General features: G+C 32.9%; 13 protein-coding genes. 4 read left to right on the top strand and 9 right to left on the bottom strand.

Annotation, left to right across the window (positions count from 1 at the left end):
- The first annotated feature begins 279 nt into the window (after positions 1–279).
- Positions 280–1,335 (top strand): ribosome small subunit-dependent GTPase A, encoded by a 1,056-nt coding sequence (rsgA, locus tag ASJ80_RS01570; RefSeq protein WP_069583536.1) that lies wholly within the window; start codon positions 280–282, stop codon positions 1,333–1,335.
- A 238-nt stretch (positions 1,336–1,573) separates the two neighbouring features.
- On the opposite strand, the gene ASJ80_RS01565 is transcribed toward rsgA, so the two are convergent.
- The 7 genes from ASJ80_RS01565 to ASJ80_RS01535 form a co-directional block, all read right to left on the bottom strand.
- A complete protein-coding gene (locus ASJ80_RS01565; protein ID WP_083240933.1) occupies positions 1,574–2,686 on the bottom strand; it encodes a M20/M25/M40 family metallo-hydrolase in 1,113 nt (370 codons plus the stop codon).
- 596 nt (positions 2,687–3,282) lie between these two features.
- Positions 3,283–4,665 (bottom strand): hypothetical protein, encoded by a 1,383-nt coding sequence (locus ASJ80_RS01560; protein ID WP_069583535.1) that lies wholly within the window; start codon positions 4,663–4,665, stop codon positions 3,283–3,285.
- Positions 4,666–4,853: 188 nt separating this feature from the next.
- Entirely contained in the window at positions 4,854–5,183 is a 330-nt protein-coding gene (locus ASJ80_RS01555) for a Rieske (2Fe-2S) protein (protein WP_069583534.1), read from the bottom strand.
- 41 nt (positions 5,184–5,224) lie between these two features.
- On the bottom strand, positions 5,225–6,520 hold the full coding sequence (locus ASJ80_RS01550; RefSeq protein ID WP_176720233.1) for a phosphomannomutase: 1,296 nt from the start codon (positions 6,518–6,520) through the stop codon (positions 5,225–5,227).
- Positions 6,521–6,648: 128 nt separating this feature from the next.
- On the bottom strand, positions 6,649–7,818 hold the full coding sequence (locus ASJ80_RS01545; RefSeq protein WP_083240930.1) for a nucleotidyltransferase family protein: 1,170 nt from the start codon (positions 7,816–7,818) through the stop codon (positions 6,649–6,651).
- A 317-nt stretch (positions 7,819–8,135) separates the two neighbouring features.
- Positions 8,136–8,942 (bottom strand): tRNA pseudouridine(38-40) synthase TruA, encoded by an 807-nt coding sequence (gene truA / locus ASJ80_RS01540; protein WP_069583531.1) that lies wholly within the window; start codon positions 8,940–8,942, stop codon positions 8,136–8,138.
- A gap of 290 nt (positions 8,943–9,232) precedes the next feature.
- On the bottom strand, positions 9,233–9,652 hold the full coding sequence (locus tag ASJ80_RS01535) for a hypothetical protein (protein ID WP_069583633.1): 420 nt from the start codon (positions 9,650–9,652) through the stop codon (positions 9,233–9,235).
- A gap of 465 nt (positions 9,653–10,117) precedes the next feature.
- Here ASJ80_RS01535 and ASJ80_RS01530 point away from each other — a divergent pair, with 465 nt between their 5' ends.
- Together ASJ80_RS01530 and hisA are read left to right on the top strand one after the other, a co-directional pair.
- Positions 10,118–10,348: a hypothetical protein gene (locus tag ASJ80_RS01530; RefSeq protein ID WP_141705178.1), complete on the top strand. Its 231-nt coding sequence runs from the start codon at positions 10,118–10,120 to the stop codon at positions 10,346–10,348.
- Between the two features lie 223 nt (positions 10,349–10,571).
- Positions 10,572–11,291 carry a 1-(5-phosphoribosyl)-5-[(5-phosphoribosylamino)methylideneamino]imidazole-4-carboxamide isomerase gene (gene hisA / locus ASJ80_RS01525; RefSeq protein WP_069583529.1) on the top strand — a complete coding sequence of 240 codons (720 nt, stop codon included), beginning with the start codon at positions 10,572–10,574 and terminating at the stop codon, positions 11,289–11,291.
- 405 nt (positions 11,292–11,696) lie between these two features.
- On the opposite strand, the gene ASJ80_RS01520 is transcribed toward hisA, so the two are convergent.
- A complete protein-coding gene (locus ASJ80_RS01520) occupies positions 11,697–12,935 on the bottom strand; it encodes a putative PEP-binding protein (RefSeq protein WP_069583528.1) in 1,239 nt (412 codons plus the stop codon).
- Positions 12,936–13,065: 130 nt separating this feature from the next.
- Between ASJ80_RS01520 and ASJ80_RS01515 the strand changes: the two genes are divergently transcribed.
- Positions 13,066–13,524: an adenylyltransferase/cytidyltransferase family protein gene (locus tag ASJ80_RS01515; protein WP_176720232.1), complete on the top strand. Its 459-nt coding sequence runs from the start codon at positions 13,066–13,068 to the stop codon at positions 13,522–13,524.
- Positions 13,525–13,771: 247 nt separating this feature from the next.
- Here ASJ80_RS01515 and ASJ80_RS01510 read toward each other — a convergent pair whose 3' ends face one another.
- Positions 13,772–16,390 carry a pseudomurein-binding repeat-containing protein gene (locus ASJ80_RS01510; RefSeq protein ID WP_141705177.1) on the bottom strand — a complete coding sequence of 873 codons (2,619 nt, stop codon included), beginning with the start codon at positions 16,388–16,390 and terminating at the stop codon, positions 13,772–13,774.
- Positions 16,391–16,476: the final 86 nt, after the last annotated feature.

Below are 16,476 nucleotides of genomic sequence, written 5' to 3'. Positions count from 1 at the left end.
ATACTTCCAGAAACTATATTCTTATCCATATATAAGTTCGTTAAACCACAAATAAGGTAATATATAGCTAAATATGGTCCAATTTAACGGAATATAAATCGATGCAGCCCCTAAAATATCCTGAAACCCCACATAATATTATCTAACTTTTTCTATTTACTAAAAAACGCATGATACTTATATACTTATGAACAATTCCTAATTCAGTGAAAAATTAAGTATCAGAACCAGGATTTAAAAAGCTGAACACTGCCATATTAATGAAATGGAGATATTAAATTGAATAATTTATTAAAGAAATTAGGATGGAATGCCTTTTTTGGTAAACATTTTAGGGAGTATGCAGAATTATATGAACCAGCAAGGGTCTCAACTGTATATAAAAACGGTTATAAAGTGTATACTAAAACTGGAGAGGTGCGTGCAAGAGTTTCAGGTAATTTACGCCAAAATGGAGAACTTCCCGCAGTAGGTGATTGGGTAGCCATATCAAAAGATGACATAGGTTCTGCTGTTATACATGCAATTCTACCTCGAAAAAACAAATTTTCCAGGAAAGGAGCAGGGAATGTTACTGAAGAACAGATAATTGCCACAAATATTGACACTGTTTTCATAGTTACCTCATTAAACAAAGATTTTAACTTAAGAAGGATCGAACGATACCTTGCTATTGCCAATGAAAGCAAAATAGAACCAGTAGTGGTTCTAAGTAAATCAGATCTTTGCAAAGATGTTAGTCAAAAAATAAGAGACGTTCAAGAGATTGCACCCAATACAAATGTGGTTGCTATTAGTTCTATAGAAAATAAAGGCATAGATCAACTATCACCTTATCTTAAAGACGGTAAAACAGCGACCCTTTTAGGATCCTCCGGCGTGGGCAAATCTACACTTATCAATATTCTTGAAGGTTATGAAAGACAAAACGTCGGTGCAATCAGGAAAAAAGACAGCAGGGGGAGGCATGTCACAACTGAAAGAGAAATAATCCTTTTAGAAAACGGCGGTTTAATTATAGACAATCCAGGAATGAGGGAACTGCAGTTATGGGATGCTGGAGAAGGATTGATTGATCTTTTCAGTGATATTGTAGAACTTGAGATGCAGTGTAAATTTTTTGATTGCCTGCATGAAACCGAACCGGGATGTGCCGTCAAAAAAGCAATAAAAGACGGAACACTATCAAATAAAAGACTGGAAAGTTACAGGAAATTACAAAGGGAAATGCAAGGTGTTGAAAGGAAAAAGAACCCTAAACTTGCAGAAAAAAAGAAATGGAAAGATATAAAAAAAATGGCCAAAGAGATTAAAAAAACCAGGAAAATAAAATGATTGTATTGGATATCCTATCTTTCTGCTCATTTCAGATTGGCCATGTCACTACAAATCAGATATAGCGGCCATGTGGCTAAACATATCAACGTTTAATGATCATATAACTAAAAATAGTAAAATTAAGGAAGAAAATTTAATTAAAAATTAAAGCTTCTTCAATTTCCCTTTTTTTCTTTAAAACCATAATCTTAGAGATGACTCCGATCTCCAATTAACTTTACAACCTAAATGCATTTCAAATTTCGCCTTTCATCAATTCCATTGTAATTTCTGTTATTTTCTCAAGTTCCCCAACCGAAGTGCACTCTTCACATGAATGGCAGCCGTTCATAGCCGCCGCCAGCACAAGCCCGTTTATACCGTGCTGCTCTATGTTGTTGTTATCGCTGCCGCCGAGTGTAGAACACAGCCTGCAGTGAATATCTAATTTTTTACATACATTTTGAAACCTTTTTATAACAGGATGGTCTAACGGCGTTTCATATGCGCTTATGCGGATTTCATGTGCAAATTCCATTTTGGCCCCGTGTTCTTCAGTTACTTTGGAAAATATTTCTACGACTTTATCTAATAATCTAAAAGTCTCATCATGAGAGTAACTTCTTATCTCCCCTTTAACAGCACATAAATCAGGCACAATATTTGGGGCACGTCCCCCTTGAATAAGCCCTATGTTGCAGGTAGAGTTTTCATTAATCCTGCCCGTTTTTATCTGGGCAAGTGCTTTTGCAGCGATGATTACAGCGTTAACACTTTCTTTACACTTAAAATTTGAATGGGCTGACTTTCCTTTTACAATTATATCAAAAGTGAGTAGTGAAGGCGCTTTATAAGCAGCTTCCCCAATTTCTCCAGATAAATCAAGGGTGTATGATTCCTTTGATTTTACCATGGAATAGTCAAAATACTTCGATCCAAGACCATATATCTCTTCTGCAACGCAGAACAACACTTCTATGGGCCTGTGATTTACATTTTCTTCTTTTATTGCTGTAACCGCTTCTATAATTGCAGATACTCCAGATAATGCGTCGCACCCCAAGATAGTGTCCCCATTTGATGTAATTGACCCGTCGTCGTGGAATACTGCTTTTTTTCCTTTGGCAGGTTCTACTGTATCCATGTGCGCGCAGAAAAGCAGCGGCTCTAAAGATTCGTCCCCCGGTAAAAATCCATATAAGTTACCGCTGTTTCCCCCAATTTTTTCACCTACCAAATCTTCATGAAGAGTAAATCCTAATTCACTAAGCTTAGAACTTAAATAATCGCAAACAAGTCTTTCTGAAAGGGAAGGGCTGTAAATTGAAACTAAATCTGAAAATGTATCCAGTAATCGCTGTTTATCCAAAATTTTCACCTGTTACTTAAAAAATGTTTAAGTTTTTAAGTAAAATGTTACTGCAGTGAATTTAAACTTTTTTGTTGGTATTTGAAAATCAAAATTAGTAAGTACTTTTAGCAGTTTAAACAACTATATACCTATTTTAGGCTTGTAGAAATTATAATAGAGCACCATAACATATACTAATCTCCAGAACACATGTTTCACTTAAGTAAAAATAAATTAAACCGTTTTAATTAAGCTACCAATATCAACTAGAGCACCGGCATACATTAAATGTCAACTGAAGTGCATATAATATGTCATTTAAGTAAAAAAAAGCAAGCTAAATCATTTTAATTAAGCTATCAATATCAACCAGGATACCTCATAAATATCAACCAAAAATACATATGCTATTTAAATAAAAACAAGTTAAACTGCTTTAATAAAGTTCCAACATGAATCAAAGTACCACAAATCAAATATCGGCCTATATACATTATGGTTTAAATGAAAAAAAAGTTAATTAAGCCCCCTATCAACTAAATTATCATATAATATCCGGCAGAATACAGGCGATATGTTATTGAAAACAAGTTAATAAAATTAAATTATATGAACTAGAGCCTTCCATATTCATAGATTAAATCTTCTATTTTCCCTCCAGAATTCAGGTGTTTTATCAGTCTTTGAGCAGGGTTTTCTAAGGATTTTGCCCGCTTATACAATGGATTTAATAGTTTTTCCTCTTTGTTTCCCCTTTCTTTTAGACTTTCTGATGCCAAATCCAGAATTTTAATTAAAAGCTTTTTAAGTTCACTTTTTTCTACAAATTCTGGAAAATAAGATTTTGCAAAGATTTTCCGCAGCTCAGTTAGAGAATAGGGCTTATTAAATAGGACTGTATCCTCATCTAAAATTTGATTTATTTCGTCTACCTGATTTATAAGTCCCATGTGAAATGCATGAGCAGTCATTGTTTCATTAACCGGCTGGCAGCAAACCGATCTAAATTCTATTGTGCCCCTAAAAGTTAAATCTACAAATTTAAAAGGCCTAAAGTAACTAAAGTCTTCTTTTTTTGGTTTAAAGGTTATTTCATGATATTTTCCATCTTCAAAGTATTCTCCATTTACTTTCTCTTTTTTGAAAAATTCAGTTACTACGGTAGGCTTGAAGTTAATGTACTTCCCTTCCTGTTCAGTACAGTATATGCTTGTACTGAGCAAATATTCAAGAAGTTCTCCAGTACTTTGCGGTAGGGTATCGAACATTCCAATGTTTTTCTTATTATACCCGTGCATACTGTCTTCCCACAGCATATCGCGGCTACAGGCCAGTTCCATGTTTTCTCCGTTTAACACGGAGTTAGAAAAAAGAATAGCTTTTACTGGCTCAAGCTTGGAAAATGCGTTTAGGGCAGGTATTAAATTATCAAAATTAACGTCTACATGGGTCTGTGATGCGCTCGTAAACATACCAAATTCGGGCATATCATGAAAGCTTATTTCATCCCCATACTTTTTATATAAACATAGATGATGATACAGCATTCTGTATCTTCCATTAGGCACAGGAAGACGTTTGTTGTATTTTCTATAAGGATTAATACCTAATCCAGTTAAAGTATGGTTTTCTTTATTCAATACGTCCTGAATAAATTTGTAATATTCTTCAAACCGTTCTTTAACAGGGTATAAATTTTCTTCTTTTCCAAATGAGATTTCAAGGTTGTTATACGAACAATCAAAAGTATAAATGTCACCAGTCACATGATCTTCAAGGGCACAGATTACATCATTTTCATCTCTGGCTTTTACTTTGAAGTCGAAGTAGTTTTTAAATTTTACAGTTAATTCATGGACCAGTTTTAAATCCACTGCCATTTTATTTAAGTTGATAATGGGTAATTCAAGTTCTACTCCCACAAAAACATCTTTTTTTAGTTTTGTAGGTTCAATAAACCGTTCGTACATTAAATTTTTAACTTCCTCTCTTTTCATTTTCCCACATATAGCATTTGTAACGCTTTTTCAATATCTGGGGCTTGCCATGTTTTATGGCATAATGTGAATAATTCAAGGAGTTTCGAGGGCTCCGAAAAATCCCTCAAAATCTATTATTTTTAAACGTCAAACAAATTTAAATCCATCATTAGACTTGGTATACGTTTTATAATTCATTCTACAATTTAAAACTTAACAAAAACAGACCCGTCCTCTACTTCAACGTTATAACTGTTCAAATCACGTGACCCGCCGCCGGTAAGAATCTTCAAAAAGCCAGGAACGTCTTTAACGAGTTTTCCAGTTTTAACATCGTACTGGGAGCCGTGCACTGGACAGGTTACAATGCCGTTTTCAAACTTGCCAATAGGAAGATATCCTCCCATATGAGGACACACAGCATCCATAGCATAAAATTTTCCACCTAAATTCACCAGAAGAAGATACCTTAACTTAACAGTAAAACCCCTCATAGTCCCTTCTGGAACATCCGAAACACTACATACTTTTTCCATTAAAGTCACCTGATTTAAACTAAAAAATATTAAATCAACCATTACATCATTTTATTTATGTCATGGCTCAACTTCTGCAGTTTACCTGAAGATTTAGCCTCAACATAAACTCGAAGCAGCGGTTCAAACCGGGAAGGACGTACAAGAACAAAAGAATCTTCTTCCTGCATTTTAATTCCTTCAGTGGTATCAATCTCACCAGTGCCTTTTAAATTTTCTTCTAAATTCTCTAAAACCTTCTGTTTTTCATCATGTTCGCAGTCTACAGAAAAAACAGTTCTGGGATACTCTGGTATTTCATTAACCAGAGTAGAAAATGTTTTATTATGCTTGCAAACTATTTCTAACATTTTGACAGCAGCAAAAATTGCATCAAAGCATTCCTGGAACTGCGGAAATACATACATTCCAGAATCATCTCCACCGAATACTGCCTTATTTTTTATTATTTCATCTAAAACACAATCAATTGGTGCTTTTATGAGTTTACTGCCGTGATCTGATACTATTTCATCCAGAGACATTGAGGCTGTAACTGATGATACGATTGTTCCTTCTGGATTTTCAATTAAAGCTTCCCTTGCAAGTATTGCAAGTACAGTTTGGTCCCTTATTACATTTCCTTTTTCATCAATGAAAATTACTCTATCTCCGTCGTTATCCATTGCAATTCCCATATCTGCGCCTACGGCATTTACAAGGTTTGAAACCAGAGAGACGCTTTCAGGAGTTGGTTCTGCAAATTTTTTAGTACTTACATTGGTGGGCTGGCATCCGAATAGTATGACATCACAGCCTAATCTGCTTAAAATCTCGGGTAAAAACTGTACCGCTGAACCATTTGCACAGTCTATAACCACTTTAGGTGCCCTGCTGCTTATAACCTTCTTTTCTGTATTTTTTAACACTGCATTTAAATATTTATCAACATAATCATGCACATATGAAAGCTGGCCCACCTTATCCCATGATACCTTCTCAGCATGCCTTTGAGTTAATGGTATTTCATGATTGCTGAAGACTTTAATATCTATTTCTTCAGGGTTCATATGGGAAGCAGTTACAGTAACAAAAACGTCTGTATTATATAGATCTGCACCATAGTGAACAGTAGGTATAGGTGCAACACCAAAATCAATTACATCGATCCCTGCTGCCAGTATACCTGCAGTTATGGACCGCTTGATCATTTGAGATGGATCGTTTATATCACGTCCCACTATCACTTTTTTTCCAGATCTAACAAAATTTCCAATTATATTACCCAAATTTGATGCAAACTCGTTGGTTATCTCAGAATTTACAACTCCCCTAATTTCGTTTATATATAATGACATTTTAATCTCCAAAGAAATTTTATCCATATAATTCATTTAGATAATTTGAATGAGGGAGTTATTTCCTTAAATAAAGAACCCTCTAATTTTAAAAGAGTTTTTTTGTTTTATGCAAATTATATAGTAGATTATTTGGCCTCCAGCACATAATCTGAATCAATTATGGAATTTGGTACAATTTTCATATTATTAGTTATAGAACGTGAAGAGCGCACGATACTGTTTCTTCCAATTTCAACAAGACTTCCAGTTACAACTCCATTTTCTACAACGGTGTTTTTATCAATCAAACATTTTGTATCTATTATACATCCATTTAAGAAAGAATTATCTTCAATTATACTGTTTGGGAAAAGAACTGCCCCGTCGATGTTTACATCCTTTCCAATTGAGACATTATCTCCTATTACGCTTCCCCTGGATATTTTACATCCTTCCTCAATTGTACAGTTGTTTCCAATTACTACAGGGCCCTCTATCCTGGCTTTTTCATCTATAAAAACATTTTCTCCAACCCAAATATTTCCTATTTTTCCAATACTCTCTTCCATTTTTGTTTTATAGAAGTTCTGATGTGTTTTTTGGTCTAAAATATCATAGGTAGCTTCAAGATATGTTTCAGGCCTGCCAATATCGTTCCAGTAACCATCAAATACGTACCCATATATTCCTGCATCCTGTTTTATTACTTCAGGGAAAATATCCTTTGAGAAATCAACTTCTTTTTCTTTATCATCGAAAAAGTCGAATATTTCAGGCTCAAAAATGTAAATTCCAGTATTTGCAACGTTACTGAATGCCTCTTCTGGAGATGGTTTTTCAAGGTATTCAGTTATTTTATGGTCCTTATCCATTACTGCTATTCCAAAATGGGTGGGATCTTCAACTTCAGTTAGTACCATTGTTGCAACTGCCCCTTTTTCTTTATGGTACCTTACAACATCTTTAAAATCAACATCAGTGAGCACATCCCCACTTACAACCATGAAAGTATCATCTATATACTTTTCTGCCTTTTTAACACTTCCTCCAGTTCCAAGAGGCCATTTTTCAACCGAATATCTTATATCCATACCAAACTCAGAACCGTCTTTAAAATATTTTTTAATATTTGTTGACATATAATTCAAAGTCATTATAATATCATTAAATCCAGATTTTTTCAACTTATTAACAGTATATTCTATAATAGGCTTATTTACCAACGGTATCATTGGTTTAGGCCTTACTAATGTTAGGGGTCGTAATCTTGTCCCTTTTCCGCCAGCCATCATTATTGTTCTTATAATATCACCCATTATTATTATTCTAATTAAACACTTAAATAATTATCGTATTTCAAAATAAAAGGAAAATATAGTTTATTGTACAATAATAGCTTTTATAATCTCGTTTTTTGTTAAGCAAGTTTGATCATTATAAATCCACATATTTTATTGAATTAACAATATTAAGAGCATAATAATGCACATTTAGATAAAAAAAATATGTTAAATACTATTATTTACTTTTAAGCTTAAAATAAGCATAATATTAAAATTAAAATGATTTATAACAGTTTTTAATAAGCAATAATTTCTGGATAAATTATAATTAAGAGTAATAACTTAACTGATTAATGGCCAATTAATTCATCCATCATGATCTTTTCTGCAGCAGCAATAGTCTGATTATATGTATATTCATCCATAAGTGCAGATAAGAACTTGCTTTTTGCATATTCATCATATTTGAAGGCCACTCCTTCATAAATTGTATCCATAAGAATAAGCCCTTCTGGAGGCATGGGTGTAATAGCAGCAGTAGTTGATGGATCAAAAAATGTTTGAAGCTTTTCTATGCTCAATTCGCTAGTTCCAACCAAAAAAAGGGTAGTTGCTATTTTTCGAACCATATTCCATAGAAAACTTTCCCCAATTACATCAATTATTAAAAGGTTATCATTTACATTTATTTCCACATTATCTACTTTCCTTACAGGATTTCTTTCACTTCTTTTTGAGAAATTAGAAAAATCATGGCTGCCTTGGAAAATTTTAGATGCCTCTCTAATTTTATCTAAGTTAAGATCATCATTATTTACAATAGTATACCTGTAATGCCTGTATTTTGCAAACCTTGGCTTAAATCCAAAACGTACTCCTGCTTTGGCTAAAATTCGTATGTCTTTAGGTAAAAAATCATTGATCTGGTTTATTATGACATCTTCCTCAGTTCTAAATGAAACTACATTACCCAGGGCGTGGACTCCCCTATCAGTTCTACCAGCTATTGCATATCCTGAATCTTTTAGATTATCTATTAAATTAGCATTCTTTAAAGCATCTATAAGTTCGCCCTCTACTGTTTTAAAATCGGGCTGTCTTTGAAATCCATGAAATTCAGTTCCTATATACGCTACTTTTAAAGCTACTTTCCTCATTGTTTCACCTAGATAACGTTCTATTTAATTTAATATATGCATCAAGATACAACAAAAAATTATTCTCAGTTATATCATATTCAATATAAATTGATCTTGTAATTAGACAGAATTTTGAAAAGAATAGATCATGATTTTGTCTTTATTTAAAAATTGTATTTAATTATAATTAATACAAACCTTATGATATCCCATATACCTATTCTATAAAATAGAGAATTACTTAATTTAAAAAGCAATTTAAGAGCATTAAAAATTTAATACTATTAAAATAAGTAAAAAAAAATTAATTAAGGATATTTACGAATTCCAACACGTGGTGGGAATGAAAAACAGATATTTGGATACTTTCTTTTTTCTTCTTGCCCTATTTTTTCGATTATTTCAGCTTCAAGGTCTTTAGTCTTAGTTGTATCTACAGAAAACACATTATCTTTAAATGAAGCTTTAATATCTTCTTTCCCAAGCTTAATATCAAATTTAACTTCTTTTTTATCGTCTATATTTTCTAAAATATCATTTAAAATATCATCAGATAATTTAAGAAATTTACCCTCATCAGGAATATATGTATTATTTTCCGTTTCGATCTTTTCAATTAAAAATGGAGCACAGCCTTCACTTCTTACACCCTTACGGTTAGTCCAGAACAAACCCATTAATAATTTCCTTTTAGAATCCATATTTCCAGTTATTTCCACAGATTTCATATTAATCCCATTTAAGTTAATTCCATACCCCCACATAATCATCAATTATTAAAATGTAATATCTCTGCTTATTATTTGTGATAATAAATTTATAAAATTTACTACAAATTTATAGTGAATAAATTAACTTTCTAAACTTATAAATTTTGGATAGTTAATCGAGATTTTCTGAACATTCGAAAATTTAAAAAAAAAATTTCAAAACCCAAAAATCTCTGATTTTTTGAGGTTTAAAGTACATAAACAAATTTCTTATAAAGAGTTATCAAAAATATTTGTTTATTCACTATAAATAATATAAATCTGCATAATAAAAAAATTAAATTAAATAACTGATATTACTTTAATGTCAATATTTACATGGATAAATACCAATTTATTTTTACCACTACATCTTATGTCCCCGTACAAAAAAATCTAAATACTTAATGAAACAAACAGAGTCATTGTAAAAAATATAGAGGTATGAACGAAATGGGACTATTTAAAAACCAAAGTACTCATAAAAATAAAAAAGATGAAAATAGATATAAAGACATCATAGAAGAAGTTAATCATTGCAAAGCTGATGATTTAGAGACTCTACTTCAAAAAATAGAGTCTGAAATTGAAAAAAGCGATAAAAAAGATAAAAAGCTTTTATCTGCAAAAACTATGGTAACAAGTAGAATTGCAGTCAGAAATAGTTCAAAATAAATTGTAATTTTTGTAAACAAGGGTAAAATTAACTCCCTTGGCCTCTTAAGAGGCAAATTTTCAATAATAAATTCAATCATAATTTATATCTTGTTTATTTAGATATCAAGGCTATTTTAAAAGTATATATTAGATCATTATTATTATCTTCTAAAAACTTCAAAAAAAAAATTATAAACTACAATATATCATATTTTTATTTAAACATGTAAAGAGGAGTAATATGTTAATAATTCCTGCTGTGGATATTAAAGATGGAAAATGTGTTCAATTAGTTCAAGGGAAGCCTGGAACTGAACAGGTAATCATTGAAAACCCTGCCGAAGTTGCGAAGGAATGGGAAAAAAAAGGCGCCAGTATTTTGCACATTATTAATTTAGATGGCGCCTTCGGAGATAAAGAAAAGAATGTCGATGTAATAAAAGAGATCATAAATGCAGTCTCAATTCCAGTTCAGCTCGGAGGAGGTATAAGGACAAAAGAAGATGCTGCGGAATTACTTAAAATGGGTGTGGATAAAGTCATTTTAGGTACTATGGCAATAGAAAATCCCGAAAACGTTGCAGAACTTTCTGGTGAATTTGGTAGTGAAAGAATAATAATTGCTCTAGACAGTAAAGATTCCAAAGTTGTGGTAAAAGGCTGGACCGAAAAAACCGAAAAAAGCGCACCTGAATTTGGAAAAATATTTGAAAAAAAGGGAGCTGGAGGTATTCTATTCACTAATGTGGACTATGAAGGTCTTCTTAATGGATTTGACACTGCGCCATTAATCGAATTGTTAGATGAGGTGAATATACCCATTATTTACTCAGGCGGAGTTACTTCAATAGATGATATTAAAAAACTGAGCCTTACAGACGTATATGGTGCGGTAATAGGTTCTGCATTGTATAAAGGTAAAATTGACTTTGAAGAAGCTCTATTGACCTCAAAATCATGAATTTAAAAGGCCATTGATATTCTATAAAAAATAGAATATCGTGGCGTTAAAACTTTAGTTTTTACAGTCCTCGAGACTGTCGTCTCGGGGCCTCGAAATCGTAGATTTCAAAGGACTTAAAAATTCCATGAAATTGAATTTTCGTGGCGTTAAAAATGAAATTTTTTGAAGGCCATCAAATCTCTGATTTTTTAAATTCTTTGAATTGCCAAAATAATTAACTGTTTTTTATTTGACCAATATAGAATGTGTACAAAAATATAACACAGATTATATCATGTATTAACTTAAAATACTGATCAATCTAAGTACAATATATTCAAAAATTATCAATTAAGTTAACAGAGCGTTTATGTAAGATGCAGTATAACATTAACCAAATACTGAATTTAAATAAATTAATTTCTATGAAGTAAATCCACGCTTTATAATCTCATTTTCAACATTATAAACAGTTTTTCGTATTTTAAGCACCTGATCTGGATTTGTAGAAATGCTGCTTATTCCAAACTTAATGAGTTTTTCAACAATTTCAGGGTCTCCCCCCGCATGTCCAGACACACTGCTTTCTATACCATATCTATTACATTTTGCAATTACCATTTTTACCATTTTCAAAACAGCAGGATGCATGATATTGAAGAGTTTGGCAACTTTAACACTTCTTCTATCAACAGCCAGTGAGCACATAGCCAGATCACTCATACCCAAAGACATAAAATCAATTCCTTCCTTTAAAAATTCATCAAATGTAAAAACCACTGATGGTGTTTCAACAGAGACACCCACATCAATATCTTTATGCGGCATTAATTTAACGTCTTTTAAAATTTTCTTTGACAAAATATACTCACTAATATCTCTCACAAATGGAATTTTAAGCCCAATATTATCATAACCATCATCTAAAAGATATTTAATTGCCTGAAATTCGGCCATTAACACATCCATCCTATTTAAATCTTTTTGTATGCCCCTAAGTCCTAAAAGAGGGTTTTTTTCATAAGGTTCTACATCTCCCCCTCTTAAACGTTTCAATTCATCAGTTGGTATGTCAAATGTTCTAAACCATACCGGTTTTGGATAGAATGCATCTGCAATTTTTCTCACTCCACTGACAATAACATCTATTAATTCCCCATCCTCCAAAAGTTTATATGGGTGTTTTAGTGTCCGCACCATCATATTTTCAATCCTTATAGAACCGACACCATCTGAATAAAGTGCAGCACTTTCTGCAATCTCAGGGACATTTAAATTAACTTTAATTTTTGTTGCAGGATTATAAATATCAAAAAGTTCTTCTTCACCTTCAATTTCCATAAAACCCCCATAAACATTTCCAGTTTTACCATCAACAGTTACTATCATCCCATTTTCAAGAATTTCCGTTGCATTTCCAGTTCCAACTATACATGGAACTCTCATTTCCCTAAGTACAATCGCAACGTGGCTGGTAATTCCCCCATAATCTGTTATAACTCCACCAGCCTTTTGGAGATGTTGGAGCATGTCTCTTGAAGCTTTTGAAACCACTACAATTTCACCTTCTTTGATCTGTAAAATATCACGGTCAGTTTCAATTTTTCGTACTTTCCCAACTCCAACATAGGAACTTGTACCTATTCCTTTCAATAGTTTCATATTAAAAGATATATCTTTATTACACAAATATATTTACATTATATAAAGAATTAGGAACCAATATAGGAAGCATAATTTATTTAATGTTAATTCATATCATAATTTATTTAAAGAAAAACAAGGTGAAGAAATGAAAACAGTGATGGCAACAGGGACATTTGATATAATTCATCCAGGACACGGATATTATCTTGAAGAGGCAAAAAAACTAGGAGGGGATGATGCAAAGCTTGTAGTAGTTATTGCAAGGGATTCTACTGTAAGGGCAAGGAAAAGAGTACCTGTTGTGGGTGAAAATCAAAGGTTAGAAGTTGTTAAAATGTTAAAACCTGTTGATGAAGCTTATTTAGGTCATACTAGCGACATGTTTAAAATTGTTGAAGAAATAAAGCCAGATATAATTGTTATAGGTCCTGATCAGGATTTTGATCTTCGAAAACTTAAAGAACAGCTCAAAGAAAGGAATATCAATGTAGACGTCGTAAAAGTTACAAGCTATAAAAAATCTCCACTCGACAGTTCCTGTAAAATAATTAAAAAGATCAAAGAAATGGAATTTGACGAAAAAATTTTTAAAAATGGGCCGTAAATCGATTAATATTGATTAACTGATTATTTTAATTTTAAATTCATTAAACAGTAGTAATTAGAATTATTTTAAAAATTGCTCATGCGCAGAATGTTGTGTAAATAATATCGCTTCACTCGTGTGTCTGGTTAAGTAAATCGTATTTTTTAAGATAAATCCCATATAATCAATTAAAATTACAATTTAACATAATAGTATAACTCATGCACAGGATCAGGACATGATCAAAAAAAAACATATGCTTTGCCTAGAAAGGCAATTCCGCATATGTACCATAATATGTTGCTGTTGCAGTATTCCAATTATTGATAACACCGAAAGTGTTCTTGGAACTGGTTCCATCTGCATTGTACCATTTACCGTTCACCCATACTTGAGCGATGACGTGTCCGTACCAGGTACCACTTGTAAATTGAGCTTTAACATGCTCATATCGTGCAGGAATTCCTGCAGCTCTTTCAAGAGCTATTAACAAGTGTGCGGTATCCACACAATTTCCGGTTTTGGCATTCAATGTACCTACCGCCCCATATTTAGTGTTATAATAGAAGGAATAACCTATATTATCCCTTACCCAGTTGAAAATTGCTACCGCCTTATCGTAGGTAGAAGATTTACCGCTTGTTATTGATTTTGCCAGTGCTTGAATCTGTGAATTGGTTACCTGACAGTTCTTTGTTTCCTTGAGATACTGCTGTAACTCTGATGGTATAGGCACTGTTGAAACTGCACTCCAAGGACTTACTGAAACATAATTTGGTAAAGCCTTGTTTGTACTGTCATATGCAAGTATCTTTGAATACATGTAAATCAAGGATGGATATCCAATTTCACCAAGAGTAGTTGTTGCATGGTTTGGTAAAGCTCCATTTGCATCTATGAATGCTTTGACCCTATTTGCAAGATCCACATAATTGGCTTTAGTTATGTTTCCACCTTTAATGCTTTCACTTGGTTTTGCTGCTGCATTTACTGTTTTAAGTGATATCTGTGCATTTGATCCATCATTTACCTCGATTGTACCTATAATTAACAAACGTAAGAAATCTGTCATTTTAACCTGTACTAAACCAATTGTTACATAATTCGGCAGATCATGATTAGATTCTATATAAGATTTGACGCTTGTTGCCGCACTTTTGATCTGGCTTAATGTAAATACCTGTGTGGTTTGGATATCACTATCTGATGGTGGTGAAACTTTAACACCAGGATCCATTGAAACATAGTTTGGTAAAGCCTTGTTTGTGTTGTAGTAGTTCAATATTTTAGAGAACATGTACACTAGCTGTTCATACTGGACTTTTCCGAGGCCAGTTGTTGCATAGTTTGGTGCAAGACCGTTTGAATCTATGAAAGAATTGATTCTCTGTGCAATATCAATGTAGCTTGTTTTGTTTATATTTCCTTTAGTAAATGATCCTGTTGAATTTTGAGGATTATTTACTGTCTTAAGTGTTATTGGTGTTGTTATTTTGCTGTTTATCTGGAGTAACCCTTTAACCATTAGTTTCAAAAATGCAGACATTGTAACCTGGGTGGTACCAATTGTTACATAATTCGGCAGTTTGTGATTAGTTTCAATGTATGCCTTTACTTTCGCTGCAGCACTTTGAATGTCACTTGTATTGAAGCTCGGTGGAGCTATGAAATCTTTACTGATTAATCCATATCTGTAAAGTGCATATCCAGATGCCCCATTACTTAATGCTGATTTAATGTCTGCATTCAATTCACCAGCGCTTAATGGTGTTGTATCGTAGTCTGAAATATAAGACTGAAGTCCCACAATTACTGGCTTTCCACCTGCATTATTAACTATGTATTTTGTTGTCGTTCCAATCCAGGTAGTGTTTTGACCGTAATTTCCTTTATAGATCATTGGAACAATGAAATCAAGATATTTGGAAAGTTGTGTATAGTTCTGTCCATAAGTGTTTGCATTTGTTGCTCCTTCAGGCATTACTGTTGCTGAAACAGCAACTTTAGGTTTTATCGATTTAACGGCGTTATAGACTTTTTGAACGAATGATGTTATTGTTTTGGTTCCACTTGTACCTGCGGTATTGCTTCCTGCTCCAGAATACCTTACGTAATCCAGAAAGATACCATCTACGCTGTAATTGGTTACGATCTTTTTAATTGCATTCAACAAGGTTGTTTGCTGAGTAGTATTTGCTGGATTAATCCATTTACCATTTGCATCCTGGAAACAGGTGATCCATGCATGAATTCTTATTCCAGAATTCTTGAATTTTGTTATAATACCCGATAACACGCTGGAATAAGTTGGTGCTGAGATTAAATTTGCTTTTACGAATATATCTGTAATATTTGCTTTTTTTAGTTCACTTACAGTAATGTTTCCTGCATCTTCGGCCCTAAGCCAGATGCCATGAACATTGGTGTAAGTGGTTCCTGCTGCGGGTTGAATAGTCGTATTGTTTGCTGAATTTGTTAGAGATGCATTTGCTGAATTTTGATTGTTAGTCCCTGCAGTTTGTAATGCGTTTTGTGTATTTGTTAATGTATTTATTGAATTTTGGCTGTTTGAACTTATATTCAATGTAGAATTTGCAGTGTTTTGAGCCTGTAGATCTTGTGTTGTTCTGTTTCCTGTAGTTCCTGTTAATGAAGTATTTTGAACCCTATTTTGGATCCCTGTTTGGTTATTTTTAACAGTTTCAACTGGGTTTTGATTAACTGTTGTGTTATTATTTAGAGCAGAATCTGCAGTAGTTTCCGCTGATTGCTGATTATCTGCTGCGGCATATGAACTACCAAGGGTAGACATAGCCATGATGCAGATAATTAACATTACAAGCAACGAGTGTCGCTTGATAATACCGCCTCCTATTGTTTCCAAATTGTAAATAAACCATTGAGGTTATTTATTTACAAAGGGAGATAGGGAAATATAATATTTAAAGCTTTGGATTTTAAATTGAAAAA

Origin of the sequence: Methanobacterium bryantii (assembly GCF_002287175.1) — an archaeon.
GTDB lineage: Archaea > Methanobacteriota > Methanobacteria > Methanobacteriales > Methanobacteriaceae > Methanobacterium_D > Methanobacterium_D bryantii.
The sequence above is the reverse complement of the archived record's forward strand: the minus strand, read 5'-3'. Positions and strand labels throughout refer to the sequence as shown.